This window comes from Actinoallomurus sp. NPDC052308 (assembly GCF_040679195.1).
Classification (GTDB): Bacteria; Actinomycetota; Actinomycetes; order Streptosporangiales; family Streptosporangiaceae; genus Actinoallomurus; species Actinoallomurus liliacearum.
On sequence record NZ_JBFAUM010000001.1, the window covers coordinates 161,383 to 179,669 of the forward strand.

Consider the following 18,287-nt stretch of genomic DNA (forward strand, 5'->3'; position numbering starts at 1 on the left):
CCTCGGTGCTGATCGGCCACCGGGTGTGTCGAAACATGCTAGATACCAGTGAGTAACTGGTGCAATGGTGACGGATGATGAATCCCGCCTTATATCCGCGCGGCTGGTACATAGCGATTTCCGGTACGGACCGGGGGATCCGTTACCTGTCCGCTCCGGAGATCGGGCACCATTGGGGCGATGGTGAACGTCGCGGTGGCGCTTCTGGCGACCCTCGCCGCCCTCGGGTGCGCGGGGCTCCTCGGCATGCGCGCCCTGCCCGAGCGGCGGATCCACCTGTTCGCCTGGACGGGCACCCTGGTCGCGCTCGGCATCGCACTCGCCGCGATGACCATGGGCTACGCGGCGGGCTTCTCGCCGGCCCTGCTGCGATGCGTCACGCTGTTCGGCGCCCTGCTGGCGCCGTTCAGCCTCGCGCTCGGGGTCGTCGAGATGGTCGCGCGCACGGTCCAGGCGAGGTTCGCGGCCCGGCTGATCGCCGGCTCGTACGCCGTGGTGGCCGTGGTCATCATCCTGCTCGACCCGATCATCGGTACGTTCGGCAAGAGCCTGCCGAAGATCGCGGGCCACTACTCCTCGCTGCCCAACCTGGTCGTGAACGGGGGGCACGTCTTCGCGGTCGTGTCGCTCGTCTCCTGCGTGGCGGTCACCGCGATGCGCGGCAACAAGCGCGACCGCCGGGCGACCGAGATCATGCTCACCGTCGCGATGGTCGCGTTCGCGGGCGTCCTCCTGGTCACCGCGACCCGCGGCTTCCTGCCGGGTCCGCTGGCGCCGCTGGCGCTCGGCGGGGCCGTCGCCCTGACCTGGTTCGGCGTCTCCCGGGTGCTGCCGGAGCAGGCCCATGACGCTGAAGACGAAGACGAAGAAGCGGAGCCGTACGACGAGATGTCCAACTACGCAGGGCAGCCTCCCCTTGGCCGGCCGTCCGGTCCGCCGCCGCAGAGCTCCCAGGGCCGTCCGGGCGGCGGGCAGTACCCCGCGCAGCCGTCACCCGCGCCGCCGGCCGCCGTGCCCGGAGGGCTCCCGTTCCCGCTCGGGCAGTACGGCCGGATCACGATGTACACGCTCCACGACGGCCACCAGGACGCGTTCGACCGGCTGGCCGCCGAGGTCACCCGCGCGGTGATCGAACGCGAGCCGGGCACGCTCGTCTACGCCTGCCACGCCGTCGACAACGCGCCGTTGCAGCGGATCTTCTACCAGCTCTTCCGCGACGCCGCGGCGGTGGAGAACCACACCCGCCAGCCGCACGCGCAGCGGTTCGCGGGCGAGGTGCGCAACCACGTCGCGAGCACGAACGTCATCGAACTGACCACCACGGCCGCGAAGGTCGCGCCGCCGCCCGACCCCCAGCGCCCGCCACGTCCGCAGGAGCCGCAGCGCGGCGCGTACGACGCCCAGCGGCCGCACCCGGACCCGCAGCGTCCCCCGTACGACGCCCAGCGCCCGCAGGAGCCGCAGCGCGCCCCGTACGATGGTCAGCGTCCACAGGAGCCGCAGCGCGCCCCGTACGACCCTTCCCGGCAGCCTCGCGCGGCCCAGCGCCCCCACGACATGACCGGCCCGCGCCCGGTCCAGCGGCCCGTGCAGGACCCGGGCCGTCCGCCCCACGACATGACCGGTCCGCGTCCGGCCCCACCGCGGCCGAACGGACACTCCGGGCCGCCGCAGCCCCCGTCGAACCCGTCGAACCCCGGCGTACGCTGGCCCCATGGCTGACACGCCTCGCGTCCTGCTGCTCGGCAAGCCGGGCTGTCACCTGTGCGACGACGCCCGCGAGATCGTCTCGCGGGTGTGCGACGAGCTCGGCGTCGGCTGGGAGGAGCGGGACATCACCGCCTCCGAGGAGGACACGCGGCTCTACTGGGAGCAGATCCCGGTGACCTTCGTCGACGGCGTCCAGCACGACTTCTGGCGGGTCGACGAGCCACGCCTGCGCGCCGCACTCGGCGCCTGACCAGGCTGTCAATGTCTTCTCCGTCACATCGCGCGGTGTTCCGGGACGCCTCGGGAGGGGCGGCCGAACCGGCCGGAGGCCTTGCTGAGCTGCGGGTCGAGGGCCACGAGACGATCCCTCGAGGCGGTCGGGCGAACCTACAGCAGTGGTCTCCCGACTTTGTGCATGCGTTCACAAAGGCTTAATCTGAGGAAAGTCCAGGCGACCGGGCCGGCGGGCGACTCAGGACCGGCCGCGCGTCGAGTCTCGAAGAGCAGGCTTGTGACCCGTCGATCCACCCTCGGTGCGCGAAACCGGGGCATCCCAGAGGCGACCGTCGCCAGGCTGCCGGTCTACCTCCGCGCCTTGCACACGCTCGCCGAGCGCGACATCGTCACCGTCTCGTCTGAGGAACTGGCCGCCGCGGCGGGCGTCAACTCGGCCAAGCTCCGCAAGGACCTGTCCCACCTCGGGTCGTACGGCACCCGGGGCGTCGGCTACGAGGTGCAGTACCTCGTCTACCAGATCTCCCGCGAGCTCGGCCTCACCCAGGACTGGTCGGTCGCCATCGTCGGCCTCGGAAACCTCGGCCGTGCCCTCGCGGGCTACGGCGGGTTCGCCTCCCGCGGGTTCCGGATGGCCGCGCTGCTCGACGCCGACCCCGTGATCGTCGGCGAGCGCATCAACGGCCTGACCGTCGAGCACATCGACAAACTCGAGCAGATCATCGCGGACTGCGCGATCTCCATCGCGGTCTTGGCCGTGCCCGCGTCGGCCGCCCAGCCGGTCTGCGACCGCGTCGTGTCGAGCGGCGTTACGAGCATCCTGAACTTCGCCCCCGTTGTCCTGGCTGTGCCAGAAGGGGTCGATGTGCGTAAGGTCGACTTGTCGATCGAGCTTCAGATCCTCGCGTTCCACGAACAGCGCAAGGCCGGCGGCCCCGCCGGGATGGAACAGGAGTATCTCGAAGCGGTGGACGGCTCATGAGCCGAGGGGACGTGACGACGACACGGCCGCTCCGCTGCCCGGGGCCGTCAGGTGAGGGACGGGAGCACCAGTGAGCATTCTCGTGGTCGGGCTGAGCCACCGCAGCGCCCCGGTCGCGTTGCTGGAACGCACCGCGGTGACCGGGGAGCGGCTGGTCAAACTCCTGCACGACGTCCACGGCTCGCCGAACGTCAGCGGGGCCGTCGTCGTCTCCACGTGCAACCGCATCGAGGTGTACGCCGACGTCGACAAGTTCCACGCGGGCGTCTCCGCCATCTCCGAGCTGCTCTCGCAGCACTCGGACGTGTCGCTGGACGAGCTGTCCCGGCACCTGTACGTCCACTACGAGGAACGCGCGGTCCAGCACGTCTTCTCGGTGGCCTGCGGCATGGACTCCATGGTCGTCGGCGAGGGTCAGATCGCCGGCCAGCTCCGTACCGCCCTCAAGCTCGCCCAGAAGTACGGCACCGTCGACCGGGCGCTGAACGAGGCGATCCAGCAGGCGCTGCGCGTCGGCAAGCGGGCACGGAACGAGACCGGCATCGACCGGGCGGGCGCCTCACTCGTCACCGTCGGCCTGAGCCGGGCCGGCTCCCTCACGGGCCGGCGCGCCCTGGTGGTGGGCGCCGGTTCGATGAGCTCGCTCGCCGCCGCCACCCTCGCCCGCGAGGGCATCGGCGAGATCGTCATCGCCAACCGCACGTACGAGCGGGGCGTGCGCCTGGCCGAGGCGACCGACGCCCCGGCGCGGGCGATCCGCCTCGAGGACCTGCGGCAGGCGATCGCCGAGGCGGACATCGTCGTCTCGTGCACCGGGGCCGCCGGCCTCGTGATCACCCCGGACATGGTCCAGGGCCCGGTCTTCCTCCTCGACCTCGCCCTGCCGCACGACGTCGACCGGGCCGTCCGTGACCTGCCCGGCGTCACGCTCGTGGGCCTGGACGACCTCAGCGCCGGCGAGGACGCGCCGGCCGAGGCCGACACCGACGCCGTCCGGCGGATCGTGTGCGAGGAGGTCAAGGCCTTCCAGTTGAGCCTCGTCGCGGCGACGGTCGCCCCTACAGTGGTCGCGCTGCGCAGCAAGGCCGCCGAGGTCGTCGAGGCCGAGCTCGGCCGGCTCGGCGGCCGGCTGCCCGAGCTCGACGACAAGGTACAAGCGGAGATCGCCCAGACCGTACGCCGCGTGGTCGACAAGCTGCTGCACGCCCCGACCGTGCGCGTAAAGGAGCTGGCGGCCTCACCGGGCGGCGACACGTACGCCGACGCGCTGCGTGAACTCTTCGACCTCGACCCCAAGGCCCCGGAAGCGGTCATCCGGGCGGAGGACGTGCTGTGACACTCAAACTGGGTACCCGCCGCAGCCTCATGGCCATGACGCAGTCCGGCCTGGTGGCCGACGCGTTGACCGCCCGTACCGGCCGGCCGGTGGAGCTCGTCGGCGTGACCACCGAGGGCGACGTCTCCAAGGCGCACCTGGCCCAGATGGGCGGCACCGGCGTGTTCGTCAACAGGCTGCGCGAGCGGCTCCTGTCCGGCGAGATCGATTTCGCCGTGCACTCCCTCAAGGACCTGCCCACCGGACCCGCCGAGGGCATCGTGCTCGCCGCGGTCCCGGCGCGCGACGACCCCCGTGACGCCCTCTGCGGCCCGGCCAAACTGGCCGATCTGCGGCCCGGTGCCCGGGTCGGCACCGGCTCGCCGCGCCGCGTCGCGCAACTGCGGGCGATACGGCACGACCTCGACGTCGTGCCGATCCGCGGCAACGCCGACACGCGCCTGCGGAAGGTCACCGACGGCGAGGTGGACGCCGTCGTGCTGGCGTACGCCGGGCTGAACCGCATCGGCCGCCTGGAGGCCGTCTCGGAGATCTTCGAGCCGGACCAGATGCTGCCCGCGCCGGGCCAGGGCGCGCTGGCGGTGGAGTGCCGCGCCGATCGCGACGATCTCATCGAGCTCCTCGCGACCCTCGACCACGCCCCGACCAGGGCGGCCGTGACGGCGGAGCGGACACTGCTGGCCACGCTGGAGGCGGGCTGCTCGGCTCCCGTGGGCGCATACGCTGCATGGGAAGAGCAAATCGTGCATCTGACCGGAGTCGTTGTCGGGTATGACGGTGAACGGCAGATTCGGTTGTCGGAAAGCGGCTCCCCGGACGATTCAGAGCGCCTAGGACGCGATCTCGCGGTCAGGATGCTCGCGGAGGGGGCCGACCAGTTGATGGGGGAGAGCACATCTTGAGCCCCGCGAGCAAAAAGGCCGCGTACGACGAGGGCGAGGCCCCCGCGATGGCCGGGACGACCCCCGGCGAGCGGCAGGGCATGGTCGCGTTCGTCGGTGTCGGCCCGGGCGACCCGGAGCTGGTGACGCTCCGGGCGGCCAGGATCCTCGGTAAGGCCGACGTCATCGTGGTCCACGAGACCCTGGCGCCGCCGTACCGCGCAATCTTCAACCCCGCCGCCGACGTGGTCGGCCCGGCGGGCGTCAGCCTCGTGAGCCTGGCCCGGTCGGGCAAGGTCGTCGCGCGGGTGTTCGGCGGTGACCCCGGGCTGGGCTGCGCCCTGACCGAGGACGTGAAGACCTGCGCCAAGGGCAAGGTGCCGTTCGAGATCGTCCCCGGCGTCTCGTCCGTCACCGGCGTCCCCGGGTACGCCGGCATCCCGCTGACGGACGGCAAGCACCGCGAGGTCGTGATCGTCGACGCCCAGGAGGGCGGGATCGACTGGAGCGCCCACGCGAACGCCGCCACCCTGGTGATTCTCGGCGTCGAGAACACCATCGGCGAGGTCGCCAAGGGCCTGATGGCCGCCGGCCGGTCCGACACGACCCCGGTGGCGGTCACCTCGATGGGCACGACCACCGAGCAGTACACGGTCGACTCGACGCTGGCGAAGGTCGCCTCCGACACCAAGCACCTGGAGTCCCCGGCGCTGCTGGTCGTCGGGGACGTCGTCCGCTGGCGCGACAAGATGTCGTGGTTCGAGACCAAGCCGCTGTTCGGCTGGCGGGTGCTGGTGCCGCGCACCAAGGAGCAGGCCGCGTCGCTGTCGGACCAGCTCCGCTCGTACGGCGCCGTGCCCGACGAGGTGCCCACGATCTCGGTGGAGCCCCCGCGCACGCCGCAGCAGATGGAACGTGCCGTCAAGGGTCTCGTCACCGGCCGCTACGAGTGGGTGGTCTTCACCTCGACCAACGCCGTGCGCGCCGTACGCGAGCGGTTCGAGCAGTACGGCCTGGACGCCCGCGCGTTCGCCGGCCTCAAGGTCGCGGCCGTCGGCGAGCAGACCGCCGCCGCGCTCGTGGAGTTCGGCGTCAAGCCGGACCTCATGCCGAAGGGGCAGCAGTCCTCCGAGGGGCTCGTGGAGGTCTGGCCGCCGTACGACAAGGATCTCGACCCGATCAACCGGGTGCTGCTGCCGCGCGCCGACATCGCCACCGAGACGCTCGTCGCCGGGCTCACCGAGCTGGGGTGGGAGTGCGACGACGTGACCGCCTACCGGACCGTACGGGCGGCGCCGCCGCCGGCGCCGATCCGCGAGGCGATCAAGGGCGGCGGGTTCGACGCCGTGCTGTTCACCTCGTCCTCGACGGTCCGGAACCTGATCGGCATCGCCGGCAAGCCGCACAACGTCACGGTCATCGCCTGTATCGGCCCGCAGACCGCGCGCACGGCGGAGGAGTACGGCCTGCGCGTCGACGTGCTGGCGGACAGACCGTCCGTAAGCGCCCTCGCCGAGGCGCTCGCGGAGTACGGTTCCAAGCGGCGGGCCGCCCAGGTCGAGGCCGGCGACCCCCTTCGCAAGCCGAGTGAGATGCGCCGCGGCGCCCGCCGGCGCAAGTGATGAGCTGAAAGAAGGTCGTTGTGACCGCGCACTTCCCCGTCGTACGTCCCCGGCGGCTCCGCCGCACCCCCGCGCTGCGGCGGCTGGTCGCCGAGACCCACCTGCACCCGAGCGACCTGGTGCTGCCGCTCTTCGTCAAGGAGGGCATCACCGAGCCGCAGCCGATCGCGTCGATGCCGGGCGTCGTGCAGCACACCCGGGAGTCCCTGCGCAAGGCGGCGCACGACGCGGTGGAGGCCGGCGTCGGCGGGCTGATCCTCTTCGGCATCCCCGCGGTCAAGGACGGCCGCGGCTCCGCCGCCGACGACCCGGCCGGCATCGTGCAGAAGGGGCTGCGCGACCTTTCCGCCGACCTCGGCGACGACACGGTGATCATGGCCGACCTGTGCCTGGACGAGTACACCGACCATGGGCACTGTGGCATCCTCACGGGCTCCGGCGAGGTCGACAACGACGCGACCCTGGAGCGCTACGCCTCCATCGCCGTCGCCCAGGCCGCGGCGGGCGTGGACGTCGTCGCCCCGAGCGGCATGATGGACGGCCAGGTCGCCGCGATCCGCACCGCCCTGGACGAGGCCGGCTACGGCAACGTCGCGATCATGGCGTACGCCGTGAAGTACGCCTCGGCGTTCTACGGCCCGTTCCGCGAGGCCGCCGAGTGCGCGCCGCAGTTCGGCGACCGGTCCGCCTACCAGCAGGACCCGCCGAACGCCGAGGAGTCGCTGCGGGAGGTGCTGCTGGACCTGGACGAGGGCGCCGACTTCGTCCTGGTCAAGCCCGCGCTGACCTACCTCGACATCGTCCGCCGGGTGCGCGACACGGTGCACGTCCCGGTCGCCGCCTACCAGGTCAGCGGCGAGTACGCCATGGTCGAGGCGGCCGCCGCGCAGGGCTGGATCGACCGCGACCGGATCATCATGGAGACGCTGATCTCCGCCCGCCGCGCGGGCGCCGACATCATCCTGACCTACTGGGCCACCGAGGTCGCCCGCTCCCTGCGCGCCTGACGTGAACCCGCTCTCGAAGCCGTGCTGATGGGTCGCTCGCGCCGCCTCACTCGCTTCGCGAGCGACCTCGTTCCTCGGCCGCTCACTCGCTTCGCGAGCGACCTCGTTCCTCGGCCGCTCACTCGCTTCGCGAGCGACCTCGTTCCTCGGCCGCTCACTCCGCTCGCTGCGGCGGCTCCGCTCCGGTGACCCGCCGCTTAGCAGGTCACGGCTTCGCCGCTATTCAGGGGTTCCCACAACTCGCGAAACCGCGGCGCGTCATCATCGAAAGAGGAGCGGAGGGGGAGCAGGATGCTGGACGTAACAGCGAAGCGAACGAACCGGTCGGCCGGCCGCCGCAAGACGGGCGAGTCGGCCAGGCGCGAGCGCATGGCGGCCGCCGTACAGGAGTACGCCGCCCTGGGCTGGCCCTGTTATCCGGGCGAACATCCGGCGACCGACGGCATGCGGGCGTGTTCCTGCGACCGGATCGGCTGTCCGTCGCCCGCGGCGCATCCCCGGTCCCAGGTGTGGCAGCGGCAGGCCACGGTCGACGTCGACACCCTGGGACGCTGGTGGGCCGGAGACCCGGAGGCCAACATCGTCCTGCCGACCGGGCGGGTCTTCGACGTCTTCGACGTGCCGGCCGAGGCGGGCCGCGCGGCCCTGGACCGGATGGAGCGCGAGGGCGTACCGGTCGGCCCGGTGGCCGCCCACGGTGACGAGCGCTACCTGTTCTTCGTCGCCACCCGCGGCGCGCCCGTCGACGAGGACGAGTGGTGGTCCTGCCACCTCGACACCGTCCCGGAGACGATCGCCGACAACCCCGGGATGCGCTGGCACTGCCGCGACAGCTACGTCGTCGCGCCGCCGTCGGTGCTGCCGTTCGACCGCGCGGTGACCTGGGTCAGGACGCCGCACGGTGCGCCGCTGCCCGACCCGCTGCGGCTACTGGAGATCCTGGCCGACGACGCCGAATGACGTCTGGGAGACTCGTGGGGTGACTTCCACGAATCGTTCCGAAGCACTGTTCGACCGGGCCGGTGCGGTCATCCCGGGCGGCGTGAACTCTCCGGTGCGCGCCTTCGGGGCCGTGGGCGGCACCCCGCGGTTCATCGCCTCGGCCCGGGGCGCGTACCTCGTCGACGCCGACGGCAACGAGTACGTCGACCTGATCTGCTCGTGGGGCCCGATGATCCTCGGGCACGCCCACCCGCGGGTCGTGGAGGCCGTGCACCACGCCGTCGAGCACGGCACCTCGTACGGCGCCCCGACCGAGGGCGAGGTCCTGCTCGCCGAGGAGATGGTCGCCCGCACGCCGATCGACGAGGTCCGCCTGGTCAGCTCCGGCACCGAGGCGACGATGTCGGCGATCCGGCTGGCCCGCGGCTTCACCGAGCGCCCGAAGATCGTCAAGTTCGCCGGCTGCTACCACGGTCACTCCGACGCGCTACTGGCCGCCGCCGGGTCCGGCGTCGCGACGTTCGGCCTGCCGGACTCGCCGGGCGTCACCGGCGCGGCCACCGCCGACACGATCGTGCTCCGCTACAACGACATCGCCGCCGTCGAGGAGACGTTCGGTGAGTACGGCCACGAGATCGCCTGCGTCATCACCGAGGCGTGCCCGGCCAACATGGGCATCGTCCCGCCGACCCAGGACTTCAACGCCGCCCTGAAGCGCGTCTGCGAGCGGCACGGCGCCCTGCTCATCATCGACGAGGTCCTGACCGGCTTCCGCGTCTCCCGGTCCGGCTGGTACGGCCTGGAGGGTGTCGCCGGCGACCTGTACACCTTCGGCAAGGTGATGGGCGGCGGCCTGCCGGCCGCGGCGTTCGGCGGCCGCGCCGACGTCATGGACCGGCTGGCCCCCGCGGGCCCGGTGTACCAGGCGGGCACCCTGTCCGGTAACCCCCTGGCCACCGCCGCCGGCCTGGCCACGCTCCGCGCCGCCACCGACGAGGTCTACGCGCGCATCGACCACGCCGCCACCGCGGTCGCCCAGGCCGCGACGGAGGCGCTGGCCAAGGAGGGCGTGCCGCACCGGCTGCAGACCGCGGGCAACCTCTTCTCGATCTTCTTCGCCGAGGATCCGGTGCTGGACTTCGAGCAGGCCCAGCGCCAGAACACCCGCCGCTACGCCGCGTTCTTCCACACGGCCCTGGACCACGGCGTCTACCTGCCCCCGTCGGCGTACGAGGCGTGGTTCCTGTCCGCCGCCCACGACGACACGGCCCTGGAACGCATCGCGGAAGCCCTCCCCCACGCCGCGAGAGCCGCCGCCGAAGCGGTGTGACCCATCACCGCCGAGACTTTCCGTCGCCATGGCGACGGAAAGTCTCGGCACTGTCGGTCAGGCGTCGGGGGAGAGGGCTTCGACGATCTCCTCCGCGCGGGCGGTGGCGGCCTTGGGTTCGGCGTCGGGGTTGCCGACCAGGGGGTCCCAGTTGAGGTCGTAGAAGAGTTCGGTGACGCCCTGCTCGGCGAGCCAGGCGGTGTCCTCGCGGATCTGGTCGTAGGAGCCGGACAGGCGCAGGCGCTTGCCGGCGTCGTAGGTGACCTCCTCGCCCGCCCGTACGACGCCGCGGACGACGACGCGGACCGCGTCGGGGTCCCTGCCCGCCTCCTCGGCGGCCTGCCGGACGGTGGCGATCTGCTCGTGGATGCGGGACAGGTCGGTGGCGCTGCGGCTGAGCCAGCCTTCCGCGATCCGGCCGGCCCGCTTCAGCGCGGCCTCGGCCACGCCGCCGAGCAGTACCGGCGGGTGCGGCTTCTGCACGGGCTTGGGCGCCTGGCGGCTCGGCGGGATCGTGTAGAACTCACCGTCGAACTCGCTGACCTCGTCCTCCCACAGCGTACGCAGTGCCGCGACGAACTCCTCGGCGCGCGCGCCGCGTCGCTCCTCCGAGGCGCCGCTGGCGACGAACTCCTCGTGCTGCCAGCCGGCGCCCAGGCCGAGATCGAACCGCCCGTTGGACAGCACGTCCAGGGAGGCGACCTCCTTGGCGAGGTACACGGGCGTGACGAACGGGAAGTTGATCAAGGAGACGCCGAGGCGGATCCGGGAGGTGCGGGCGGCGGCGTAGGCCAGGGTGACGAGCGGGTCGAGCACGCTGCGGTACACCGGGGCCAGCGCCTCCCTGTCGGCCGGGGTGAGCAGGCGGTGGAACGCCCACAGCGAGTCGTATCCGAGGTCTTCCGCGCGTTCGGCGAAGTGACCGACGTTCCGTGGGGTGGCCCATGCCCCCGACACCGGGGCGCCGAATCCGATCCTCATGCTTCTTATCCTGGCAGCCGGTCGAGCGCCGTGGTCAGCGAGGCGGCGGTCGGTGGTCGCAGCGGCGATCGTACGGTGGCGTCGGCGATCAGGCCGCGCTCGGCGAGCACCGCCTTGATGACGGTGGGGGAGGGCTCGGCGAACAGCGCGTTCACCAGGGGCAGCAGGGCGTCGTGGAGGTCGCGGGCGCGCGCGGCGTCCCCGTCCCGTACGGCGTCGGCCAGCGCGGCGAACGCCGCCGGGGCGACGTTCGCCGAGGCCGTGATGCCGCCCGCCGCGCCGAGTTGCAGCATCGGGTACAGGAACGCGTCGTCGCCGCCGAGCACGCCCCGGCCCTCGGCGAGCAGGGTCAGGGTGTCCGCGTCGATCGCCCCCGGGCAGTGCTTGATCCCGGCGACGTGGTCGGTGGCGAGCAGCTCGAGGAGCGTCTCGACGCGCAGCGTCTTCCCGGTGCGGTACGGGATGTTGTAGACGATAAGCGGTACCCCGGCCGCCGCGCCGATCGCCGCGAAGTGCTCGAGGACGCCCTCGTCGGTGGGGCGGAGGTAGTACGGCACGACGGCGAGGAGCAGGTCGGCGTCGGCGGCGCGGTCGATCGCCTGCCGGACGGACTCCTCGGTGCCGATCGTCCCCACGCCGACGGTGAGCGGCGCGCCGTACTCCTCGCTGATCTTCCGGCACGTCGCGACGACCGTACGCCGTTCGTCGGCGGTGAGCAGGGCGGCCTCGCCGGTGGTGGCGAGCACGACGAGTCCCGCCGCGCCCTCGGTCAGGACGTGGTGGGCCAGGCCTTCGAGGGAGGGGACGTCGAGGGCGCCGTCGGGCCCGAACGGTGTGATGAGCGGAACGTGGATCCCGTGGAGCATGAGGTCACCTCTCGGCGAGCGCGGCGGCCGGGGCGTCGGCCCGGGGGAGGACGGCGGCCGTACGGCGGCGGAGGCTGCCGAGGGCGACGCCGCCGACGATGAGGACACCGGCGGCCACGTCGGGGACGGTGACGCGCTCGCCGAGCAGGAGTGCGGCCGAGGACACCCCGAACAGCGGCACCAGCAGCGAGTAGATCGCCACCTGACCGGCGTCGTACCGGCGCAGCAGCCACCCCCAGAGGCCGAACCCGACGAGGGTCGACAGGTACGCGATGTAGGCGAGCGCGCCCAGGCCGCCAGCGGAGATGTGCGCCAGCGCGTGCAGGTCCGCGCGCGGCCCCTCGAAGATCATCGAGAGCGCGAGCAGCGGCAGCGGCGGGATCAAGCTGACCCAGACCATGAACCCGAACATGTCCGGCGGCTGCGCCTTCCGCATGCCGATGTTGGCCAGCCCCCACATGCCCGCCGCGACGAGGCACAGCGCGAACGCCAGCACGGGCCCGCCCTGGCCCAGCGACCCGGCGATCACCGCGATGCCGGCGAAGGCCACGAGCATGCCCGCCACCTGTGCCCGGCGCATGCGCTCACCGAGCATCGGCACGGCGAAGGCGGCGGTGAACAGCGCCTGCGTCTGCAGCACGAGCGACGACAACCCGGCCGGCATCCCCAGGTGCATGGCGATGAACAGCAGGCCGAACTGCCCGACCCCGAGCGGCAGGCCGACGAGCGTCATCCGGCGCCACGGGATCGCGGGCCGCCGGACGAACAGGACCGCGGGGAACGCCGCCGCCACGAACCGCAGGGCCGCGAACAGCAGCGGCGGCAGGGCGCCGAGCCCCACATGGATGATGACGAAGTTGAATCCCCAGATCGCGGCGATCAGCACCGCGATCGCGATGTCCCGAGGTCTCATGACTCTGATCGTCGCGGTCGCCATTCTTTAGGACAAGCGAATGTTCCTTAAGCTCTCCGTGTAGCATGCCTACATGCTCGACCTGGAGCGGCTCCGCGCCCTCAACGCCGTGGCCACGTACGGTTCCGTCAGCGCCGCGGCGGAGGTCCTCCACGTCACGACCTCGGCCGTCTCCCAGCAGGTCGCCAAGCTGGAGCGGGAGACCGGCCAGAAGCTCCTGGAGCGCAACGGCCGAGGGGTCCGGCTCACCGACGCCGCCGCGCTCCTCGCCGCGCACGCCGAGCGCATCCTCACCATGGTCGAGGCGGCGGAGTCCGACCTCGAGGCCCAGCGCGGCGCCGTCGTCGGCGAGCTCGCCATCACGGCGTTCCCCACGGCGGCGCGCGGCCTGATGCCCGGCGCGCTGGGCCGGCTCGCCAAGGAGCACCCTCTCCTGACGGTGACGCTGCGCGAACTGGAACCGCACGCCAGCCTGCCCCTCGCCGCCCGCGGCGAGATCGACCTGGGCGTCGTCCAGGACTGGTTCAACGTGCCGCTCGCCATCCCGGACGGTCTGGTCAAGGCGCCGCTGCTCGACGACGTCGCGGACCTCGCCCTACCCACCGACCACCCGCTCGCCGATCGCGAGGTCATCGACCTGGCCGACCTGCGCGGAGAGATGTGGATCGCCCAGTCGGCCGGCGCCATCTGCCGTGAGTGGCTGGAGCACACGCTCCGGACGGCCGGCCTGGAGCCGCGCATCAGCCACACCGCCGACGAGTACGCCACGCAGCTCGCCCTCGTGGCGGCCGGACTGGGCAGCGCCATCCTGCCGCGCCTGGGCCGCTGCGACGTCCCGCCCGGTGTCCGCATCGTCGCCGTGCGTCCCGCGCTGACACGGCACGTGTACGGGATCTGGCGCGCCGAGGCGGCCCGCCGCCCGGCCATCCGCGCCGCGGTCGCCGCCCTCCGCGCCGCCGCCACGGACCTGGGCCTGAACGCGCCCGTTCCTCACGGAGAGTGACCGAGCGTCCCGCCGCGGGTAGGGGCGCGACATGTGGACACGAGCAACGATCGAAGGAATGATCGCCGGACTCGTCGGCGCGCTGGCGATGACGGCCAGTGAGAAGCTCGAACAACGATGGACGCGGCGCCCGGACTCCCACGTCCCGGCGCGGACGCTGGAACGCCTGACGGGCCTCTCGGAGCACCCCCGGCGGCAGCCGAAGTCGCGCAACCTCGCCATGCATCTCGGACAGGGCATGCTCATGGGCGGGCTGCGCGGGGTGATGGCCACGGCCGGGCTGCGCGGTCCCTGGGCCTCGGCGATGTTCGGGGTGGTCCGCCTGACCAACGACCAGATCCTGGAGAACGCGACGGGCGTCGGCGCTCCGCCCTGGACCTGGCCGCGCCGCGAACTCGTCGTCGACCTGCTGCACAAGGGGGTCTACGCCGCCGCGACCGGCCTGGTCGCCGACACGCTGGCCGCCTGGCACGGCCCGGGTCCCGGCCAGTGGCACGCGGCCCTGCGCCCGGGACGCCGCGGGGACGTCGCACCGGTCCCGAGACGGCGACTACGCCCCGTGGTCCGATGACCACCCAAAATCATTCTTTTTTCGCGAATTCCGGATCGCGACTTCATTCCCGCAGGTCAACGAGAAATGTGAACACGCTGTTCGCGTTTGCCGTCCCCGGAAGCGCTGGCGAGGATGAACGCCCTTGATCGATCGCGCAGCGGGGAGATGTCATGCCGATACTGGTCACCGGAGCGACCGGCACGGTCGGGAGCAGCCTCGTCCGGCAACTCGTGGCCGCCGGTCAGGAGGTCCGGGCCGTGACCCGCGACCCCGCCTCACGGGCGGCCGCCGCCCTGCCGCCGGAGGCCGAGGTGGTCGCCGGGGACTTCGGCCGGCCGGAGAGCCTGGTCCCCGCCCTTCGCGGTGTCGAGCGGATGCACCTGGTGGCGATCGGCGAGTCGCTGACCACCGGCCCCCGGATCCTCGAACTCGCGAAGGAGGCCGGCGTACGGCGGATCGTGCACCTCGGCCACAACGATCCGAGCCGCGACGATGACGACCCCATGGAGGCGCGGCACCGCGTCCTGCACCGGGCCATCGAGAACTCCGGTCTCGAGTGGACGCACATCTTCCCCGGCGAGTTCATGGCCAACACCCGTGAGTGGGTCGCGTCGATCAGGACGGAGAGCGTCGTGCGCGCCCCGTTCGGCGACTGGACCAGCGCGATGGTCCACGAGGCCGACATCGCCGCCGTCGCCCTGGCCGCGCTCCTGGAGGAGGGCCACACCGGGCGGACCTACGTGCCGACCGGCCCGGAGCCCGTACGACGCCGCGACGCCGTACGGCTGATCGGCGAGGCCATCGGCCGCGAGGTCCGGTTCGTCGAGCTCACCCCCGACGAGGCACGGGAGCACTGGAAGGACCGGTACCCCGAGCAGGTCATCGAGTGGTTCCTGGAGATGGGCCGGTACCTGGACGGCAACGCCTGGGTCTCGCCCGTGGTCGAGGAGGTCACCGGCCGTCCGGGCCGTACCTTCGCCCGGTGGGCCGCCGACCACGCCGCCGACTTCCGCTGACCGGCGAGCCGGCCGCGACTCGGCGGCGGCTCAGCCCTTGATGAACTCGAGCAGGTCGGCGTTGAGCTCGTCATGGTGGCTGGCGAAGATGCCGTGCCCGGCGGTCGGGTACTCCTTGTACACGGTGCCCGGGATGATCTCGGCGGTGCGCCGGCCGGTCACGTCCACCGGTGCCGAGAAGTCCGCCGCGCCGTGGACGACGAGCGTGGGGATGGTGATCTCGCGCAGCCCGGCGCGGTGGTCGGTGTGGAACAGCGCGTGCTGGAACTTCAGCACCGCCCACGGCGAGGTGGCCTCGCACTCCCGGATCATCCAGGCGATGAGGGCGGGGGACACCGCCGGGCCGAGGTGGGTGGCAAAGAAGACCTGGGCCTGGTCGGAGAGCCACTTGGGCCGGTCGGCGCGGATCTTGGCCTGCATGGCCTCGAAGAGGGCCACCGGAATGCCGGCCGGGTTGTCCTCGGTCTGCTTCAGGAACGGCAGCATCGCGGAGATGAACACGGCGCGGGCGACGCGCTCCTCGCCGTGCCGGGCGAGGTAACGGGCGATCTCGCCGCCGCCCATGGAGTGGCCGACGAGGGTGACGTCCCGCAGGTCGAGGTGCTCGATCAGCGTGGCCAGGTCGTCCGCGGTGGTGTCCAGGTCGTATCCGCCGGAGGGCCGGTCCGAGCGGCCGTGGCCCCGCCGGTCCAGCGCGACGCACCGGTAGCCCCGCTCGACGAAGAAGGGGATCTGGTACTCCCACATGTCGGTGCTGAGCATGCAGCTCGCGACGAAGACGATCGCCGGGCCCTGGCCGTAGTCCTCGTAGGCCAGGCGGGTTCCGTCGGCGGTCTCGAAGAACATGGTGTCGCTCCTTGATGTCTGTCTCGCGTGGTCCGACGTCATGAATCCTCCCGGCGTACGGGAACGGGGTCGATTACGTCCGAGGTAACAGGCGGCCCTACCAGTGATCTTCTTGAAGGTGATCGGTAAAGGCGGCGGGGGCCGTCGGAAGTACTGGTGAAAGGTCACCGACTCACCGAAGGGCAGGGACTCCGTTGGGCGACTCCGAGGACTCCCGAAGACGCTTCACCGAGCTGTACGACGAGAACTACCGGCGCGTGCTCGGCTACGTGATCACGCGGGCCGAGCCGGACATGGCGGAGGACATCGTCAGCGAGACGTTCGTCATCGCGTGGCGCCGCCTGGACGACATCCGCGAGCCGGCGCTGCCCTGGCTGCTGGGCGTCGCCCGGAACCTCCTGCGCAAGCAGTGGGACAACGGCTCCCGGCGGCGTGCGCTGGTCGACCGGGTCACCGCGATGACCACCGACGAGGACCTGGTGGCGTGGGACGTCGCCGACCACGTCGTGGAGCGTGACAGCGCGCTGGCGGCCATCGGCGGGATGTCCGAGAACGACCTCGAGGTCCTCTCGCTCGTCATGTGGCACGGCCTGGCCCCGCGTGAGGCCGCCAAGGTCGTCGGCTGCTCGACCGCGGCGTTCTTCGTCCGCCTGCACCGCGCGCGGCGCCGCCTCGCCAGGGCGATCGACAGCGCGCCCGCGCCCGATGCCCGCCGCCCCGTCTCCCACGCCGCCGGCAAGGCCGCCCGATGAACCCTGGAGCCACGTTGAACCGCGACCCCGACGACCTGTTCCGTACGCTCAAGCCCGTCGGCCTGGAGACGATGGCCGCCGAGGCGCACTCCCGCCGCCGCGAGCGGGATCTCGCCGAGGCGTGGGGCGGCGGCGACTCCGGCCGCGCCGTCTCCATGCCGACCGCGCGGCGTCGGAGGCCGCGCCTGCTGGTGGCCGGACTGGCCGCGGGGGCGGTCGCCGCGAGCGCCGCGCTCGTCATCGTCGCCACGGACGGCTCCGGGGGCTCCCCCGGCGTCCGGCCGACCGCGTCCCACACCGTACGAGCGCTGGACGCCCGCGCCATCCTTCTGACCAGCGCCGACAGCGCCGCCAAGGCACCGGCCACCACCGGGGCCTACTGGTACACCCGCGAACGCGAGACCTCGATCTTCAGCACCTCCGATTTCCGCAAGGCGGCGCAGAAGAGGATCGCCAGGCAACTCGGCGAGAAGAGCCTGCGGTTCGCGCCCTTCACCGCGTACGTGAGCAAGACGCAGGACAGTTGGTACGGCCGTGACAGGCGCGACCGCACGATCACCGGCATCGACCCCAGGATCACCTTCCCGTCACCGGCCGACGAGGCCGCGTGGAAGAAGCTGACTCCTAAGGAGAAGGACTGGTTCGGCGTCGACCCGTCGGGCAAGCCGCACGTGAACAACTACGACTTCTCCGGCCTGAAGCCCAACATCACCCAGCGGGACAAGACGATCGAGGCCCTGACCAGGCTGCCCACCGACCCGGCCGGTCTCCAGAAGACGATGCGGACCTGGTTCAAGCACGAGAACCAGTTGTCGAACCAGCACGACGGTGAGCCCATGGGCGACAGCTTCGCCCAGTACGTCTTCGGCGAGGCGCAGGACCTGCTGGCCGGGCCGCTGACGCCGGGCGCGAAGGCCGCGCTGTACCGGCTGCTCGCCGAGCAGCCGGGCATCCGCTACCTGGGCACGGCCGATGACCCGATGGGCCGCAAGGGCGCGGTCCTGGCCCTGGGGGGGAACGACGCCCGGCCGGGGAAGGGCTTCGAGATCCGTCTGATCATCGACCCGCAGTCGGGGCGGCTCCTCGCCCAGGAGTCCGGGGACCGCAAGGCGCCCAGCCTGACCATGACGTACGAGGCGATGGGCTGGGTGAACAGGCTCGGCGCCCGCCCCTGAACCGGCCGGCCGAACCTGGCTGGGCGGCGCGTGGATCCTCCGCCGGCGCGACGCCTGATCCGCCGTCTGACCCGTCCGGACGGGTCAGACGGCGCGGCTCAAGGGGGTGAGGGCCCCGCGGACCGCGGCGGGGGGCGC

General features: G+C 72.0%; 18 protein-coding genes. 14 read left to right on the forward strand and 4 right to left on the reverse strand.

What is annotated here, in order from left to right; translation table 11 throughout:
* Positions 1-180: 180 nt before the first annotated feature.
* The 9 genes from AB0L00_RS00860 to hemL all read left to right on the forward strand — a co-directional run bounded on the left by AB0L00_RS00860 (position 181) and on the right by hemL (position 10,044).
* Entirely contained in the window at positions 181-1,722 is a 1,542-nt protein-coding gene (locus AB0L00_RS00860; protein ID WP_364426604.1) for an antibiotic biosynthesis monooxygenase, read from the forward strand.
* Positions 1,715-1,960: a glutaredoxin family protein gene (locus AB0L00_RS00865; RefSeq protein ID WP_345352161.1), complete on the forward strand. Its 246-nt coding sequence runs from the start codon at positions 1,715-1,717 to the stop codon at positions 1,958-1,960. Before AB0L00_RS00860 ends, AB0L00_RS00865 begins: the two co-directional genes overlap by 8 nt.
* A gap of 261 nt (positions 1,961-2,221) precedes the next feature.
* Positions 2,222-2,926 carry a redox-sensing transcriptional repressor Rex gene (locus AB0L00_RS00870; protein WP_364426607.1) on the forward strand — a complete coding sequence of 235 codons (705 nt, stop codon included), beginning with the start codon at positions 2,222-2,224 and terminating at the stop codon, positions 2,924-2,926.
* Positions 2,927-2,996: 70 nt separating this feature from the next.
* Positions 2,997-4,262, forward strand: coding sequence for a glutamyl-tRNA reductase (locus tag AB0L00_RS00875; protein ID WP_364426610.1), 1,266 nt, complete (start codon positions 2,997-2,999; stop codon positions 4,260-4,262).
* Positions 4,259-5,164 carry a hydroxymethylbilane synthase gene (hemC, locus tag AB0L00_RS00880; RefSeq protein WP_364426612.1) on the forward strand — a complete coding sequence of 302 codons (906 nt, stop codon included), beginning with the start codon at positions 4,259-4,261 and terminating at the stop codon, positions 5,162-5,164. Before AB0L00_RS00875 ends, hemC begins: the two co-directional genes overlap by 4 nt.
* Positions 5,165-5,211: 47 nt before the next feature.
* On the forward strand, positions 5,212-6,765 hold the full coding sequence (locus AB0L00_RS00885; RefSeq protein WP_364428936.1) for a uroporphyrinogen-III synthase: 1,554 nt from the start codon (positions 5,212-5,214) through the stop codon (positions 6,763-6,765).
* Positions 6,766-6,785: 20 nt separating this feature from the next.
* Positions 6,786-7,772 carry a porphobilinogen synthase gene (gene hemB / locus AB0L00_RS00890; RefSeq protein WP_364426615.1) on the forward strand — a complete coding sequence of 329 codons (987 nt, stop codon included), beginning with the start codon at positions 6,786-6,788 and terminating at the stop codon, positions 7,770-7,772.
* 291 nt (positions 7,773-8,063) lie between these two features.
* Positions 8,064-8,732 (forward strand): bifunctional DNA primase/polymerase, encoded by a 669-nt coding sequence (locus tag AB0L00_RS00895; RefSeq protein WP_364426618.1) that lies wholly within the window; start codon positions 8,064-8,066, stop codon positions 8,730-8,732.
* 19 nt (positions 8,733-8,751) lie between these two features.
* Positions 8,752-10,044 (forward strand): glutamate-1-semialdehyde 2,1-aminomutase, encoded by a 1,293-nt coding sequence (hemL, locus tag AB0L00_RS00900; RefSeq protein WP_364426621.1) that lies wholly within the window; start codon positions 8,752-8,754, stop codon positions 10,042-10,044.
* A 57-nt stretch (positions 10,045-10,101) separates the two neighbouring features.
* On the opposite strand, the gene AB0L00_RS00905 is transcribed toward hemL, so the two are convergent.
* The 3 genes from AB0L00_RS00905 to AB0L00_RS00915 are packed head-to-tail and all read right to left on the reverse strand — an operon-like array spanning position 10,102 to position 12,804.
* A complete protein-coding gene (locus AB0L00_RS00905) occupies positions 10,102-11,025 on the reverse strand; it encodes a TIGR03619 family F420-dependent LLM class oxidoreductase (protein ID WP_345352181.1) in 924 nt (307 codons plus the stop codon).
* Positions 11,026-11,030: 5 nt separating this feature from the next.
* On the reverse strand, positions 11,031-11,891 hold the full coding sequence (locus AB0L00_RS00910; RefSeq protein ID WP_364426625.1) for a dihydrodipicolinate synthase family protein: 861 nt from the start codon (positions 11,889-11,891) through the stop codon (positions 11,031-11,033).
* Positions 11,892-11,895: 4 nt separating this feature from the next.
* Positions 11,896-12,804: an EamA family transporter gene (locus AB0L00_RS00915; protein WP_364426628.1), complete on the reverse strand. Its 909-nt coding sequence runs from the start codon at positions 12,802-12,804 to the stop codon at positions 11,896-11,898.
* Positions 12,805-12,877: 73 nt separating this feature from the next.
* Between AB0L00_RS00915 and AB0L00_RS00920 the strand changes: the two genes are divergently transcribed.
* The 3 genes from AB0L00_RS00920 to AB0L00_RS00930 all read left to right on the forward strand — a co-directional run bounded on the left by AB0L00_RS00920 (position 12,878) and on the right by AB0L00_RS00930 (position 15,376).
* Positions 12,878-13,807 carry a LysR family transcriptional regulator gene (locus tag AB0L00_RS00920; protein WP_364426631.1) on the forward strand — a complete coding sequence of 310 codons (930 nt, stop codon included), beginning with the start codon at positions 12,878-12,880 and terminating at the stop codon, positions 13,805-13,807.
* Between the two features lie 31 nt (positions 13,808-13,838).
* The gene (locus tag AB0L00_RS00925) at positions 13,839-14,378 is read left to right on the forward strand and encodes a hypothetical protein (RefSeq protein WP_364426634.1); all 540 of its coding nucleotides are present in this window, start codon (positions 13,839-13,841) and stop codon (positions 14,376-14,378) included.
* A gap of 152 nt (positions 14,379-14,530) precedes the next feature.
* Positions 14,531-15,376 (forward strand): NmrA family NAD(P)-binding protein, encoded by an 846-nt coding sequence (locus AB0L00_RS00930; RefSeq protein ID WP_364426637.1) that lies wholly within the window; start codon positions 14,531-14,533, stop codon positions 15,374-15,376.
* Positions 15,377-15,406: 30 nt separating this feature from the next.
* Here AB0L00_RS00930 and AB0L00_RS00935 read toward each other — a convergent pair whose 3' ends face one another.
* The gene (locus AB0L00_RS00935; protein WP_364426640.1) at positions 15,407-16,222 is read right to left on the reverse strand and encodes an alpha/beta hydrolase; all 816 of its coding nucleotides are present in this window, start codon (positions 16,220-16,222) and stop codon (positions 15,407-15,409) included.
* Positions 16,223-16,416: 194 nt separating this feature from the next.
* On the opposite strand from AB0L00_RS00935, the gene AB0L00_RS00940 reads away from it, so the two are divergent.
* Together AB0L00_RS00940 and AB0L00_RS00945 are read left to right on the forward strand one after the other, a co-directional pair.
* Positions 16,417-16,974 carry an RNA polymerase sigma factor gene (locus tag AB0L00_RS00940; protein WP_364426643.1) on the forward strand — a complete coding sequence of 186 codons (558 nt, stop codon included), beginning with the start codon at positions 16,417-16,419 and terminating at the stop codon, positions 16,972-16,974.
* Complete coding sequence (locus AB0L00_RS00945; protein WP_364426646.1) at positions 16,971-18,149, forward strand: CU044_5270 family protein; 1,179 nt, start codon at positions 16,971-16,973, stop codon at positions 18,147-18,149. Before AB0L00_RS00940 ends, AB0L00_RS00945 begins: the two co-directional genes overlap by 4 nt.
* Positions 18,150-18,287: the final 138 nt, after the last annotated feature.

What these genes read in the sequence shown, in the direction of transcription:
- AB0L00_RS00860 (WP_364426604.1), top strand. Translation starts at nt 181, where the DNA reads ATGGTGAACGTCGCGGTGGCGCTTCTGGCGACCCTCGCCGCCCTCGGG.
- AB0L00_RS00865 (WP_345352161.1), top strand. Translation starts at nt 1,715, where the DNA reads ATGGCTGACACGCCTCGCGTCCTGCTGCTCGGCAAGCCGGGCTGTCAC.
- AB0L00_RS00885 (WP_364428936.1), top strand. Translation starts at nt 5,212, where the DNA reads ATGGCCGGGACGACCCCCGGCGAGCGGCAGGGCATGGTCGCGTTCGTC.
- AB0L00_RS00895 (WP_364426618.1), top strand. Translation starts at nt 8,064, where the DNA reads ATGCTGGACGTAACAGCGAAGCGAACGAACCGGTCGGCCGGCCGCCGC.
- AB0L00_RS00905 (WP_345352181.1), bottom strand. Translation starts at nt 11,025, where the DNA reads ATGAGGATCGGATTCGGCGCCCCGGTGTCGGGGGCATGGGCCACCCCA.
- AB0L00_RS00910 (WP_364426625.1), bottom strand. Translation starts at nt 11,891, where the DNA reads ATGCTCCACGGGATCCACGTTCCGCTCATCACACCGTTCGGGCCCGAC.
- AB0L00_RS00915 (WP_364426628.1), bottom strand. Translation starts at nt 12,804, where the DNA reads ATGAGACCTCGGGACATCGCGATCGCGGTGCTGATCGCCGCGATCTGG.
- AB0L00_RS00920 (WP_364426631.1), top strand. Translation starts at nt 12,878, where the DNA reads ATGCTCGACCTGGAGCGGCTCCGCGCCCTCAACGCCGTGGCCACGTAC.
- AB0L00_RS00925 (WP_364426634.1), top strand. Translation starts at nt 13,839, where the DNA reads ATGTGGACACGAGCAACGATCGAAGGAATGATCGCCGGACTCGTCGGC.
- AB0L00_RS00930 (WP_364426637.1), top strand. Translation starts at nt 14,531, where the DNA reads ATGCCGATACTGGTCACCGGAGCGACCGGCACGGTCGGGAGCAGCCTC.
- AB0L00_RS00935 (WP_364426640.1), bottom strand. Translation starts at nt 16,222, where the DNA reads ATGTTCTTCGAGACCGCCGACGGAACCCGCCTGGCCTACGAGGACTAC.
- AB0L00_RS00945 (WP_364426646.1), top strand. Translation starts at nt 16,971, where the DNA reads ATGAACCCTGGAGCCACGTTGAACCGCGACCCCGACGACCTGTTCCGT.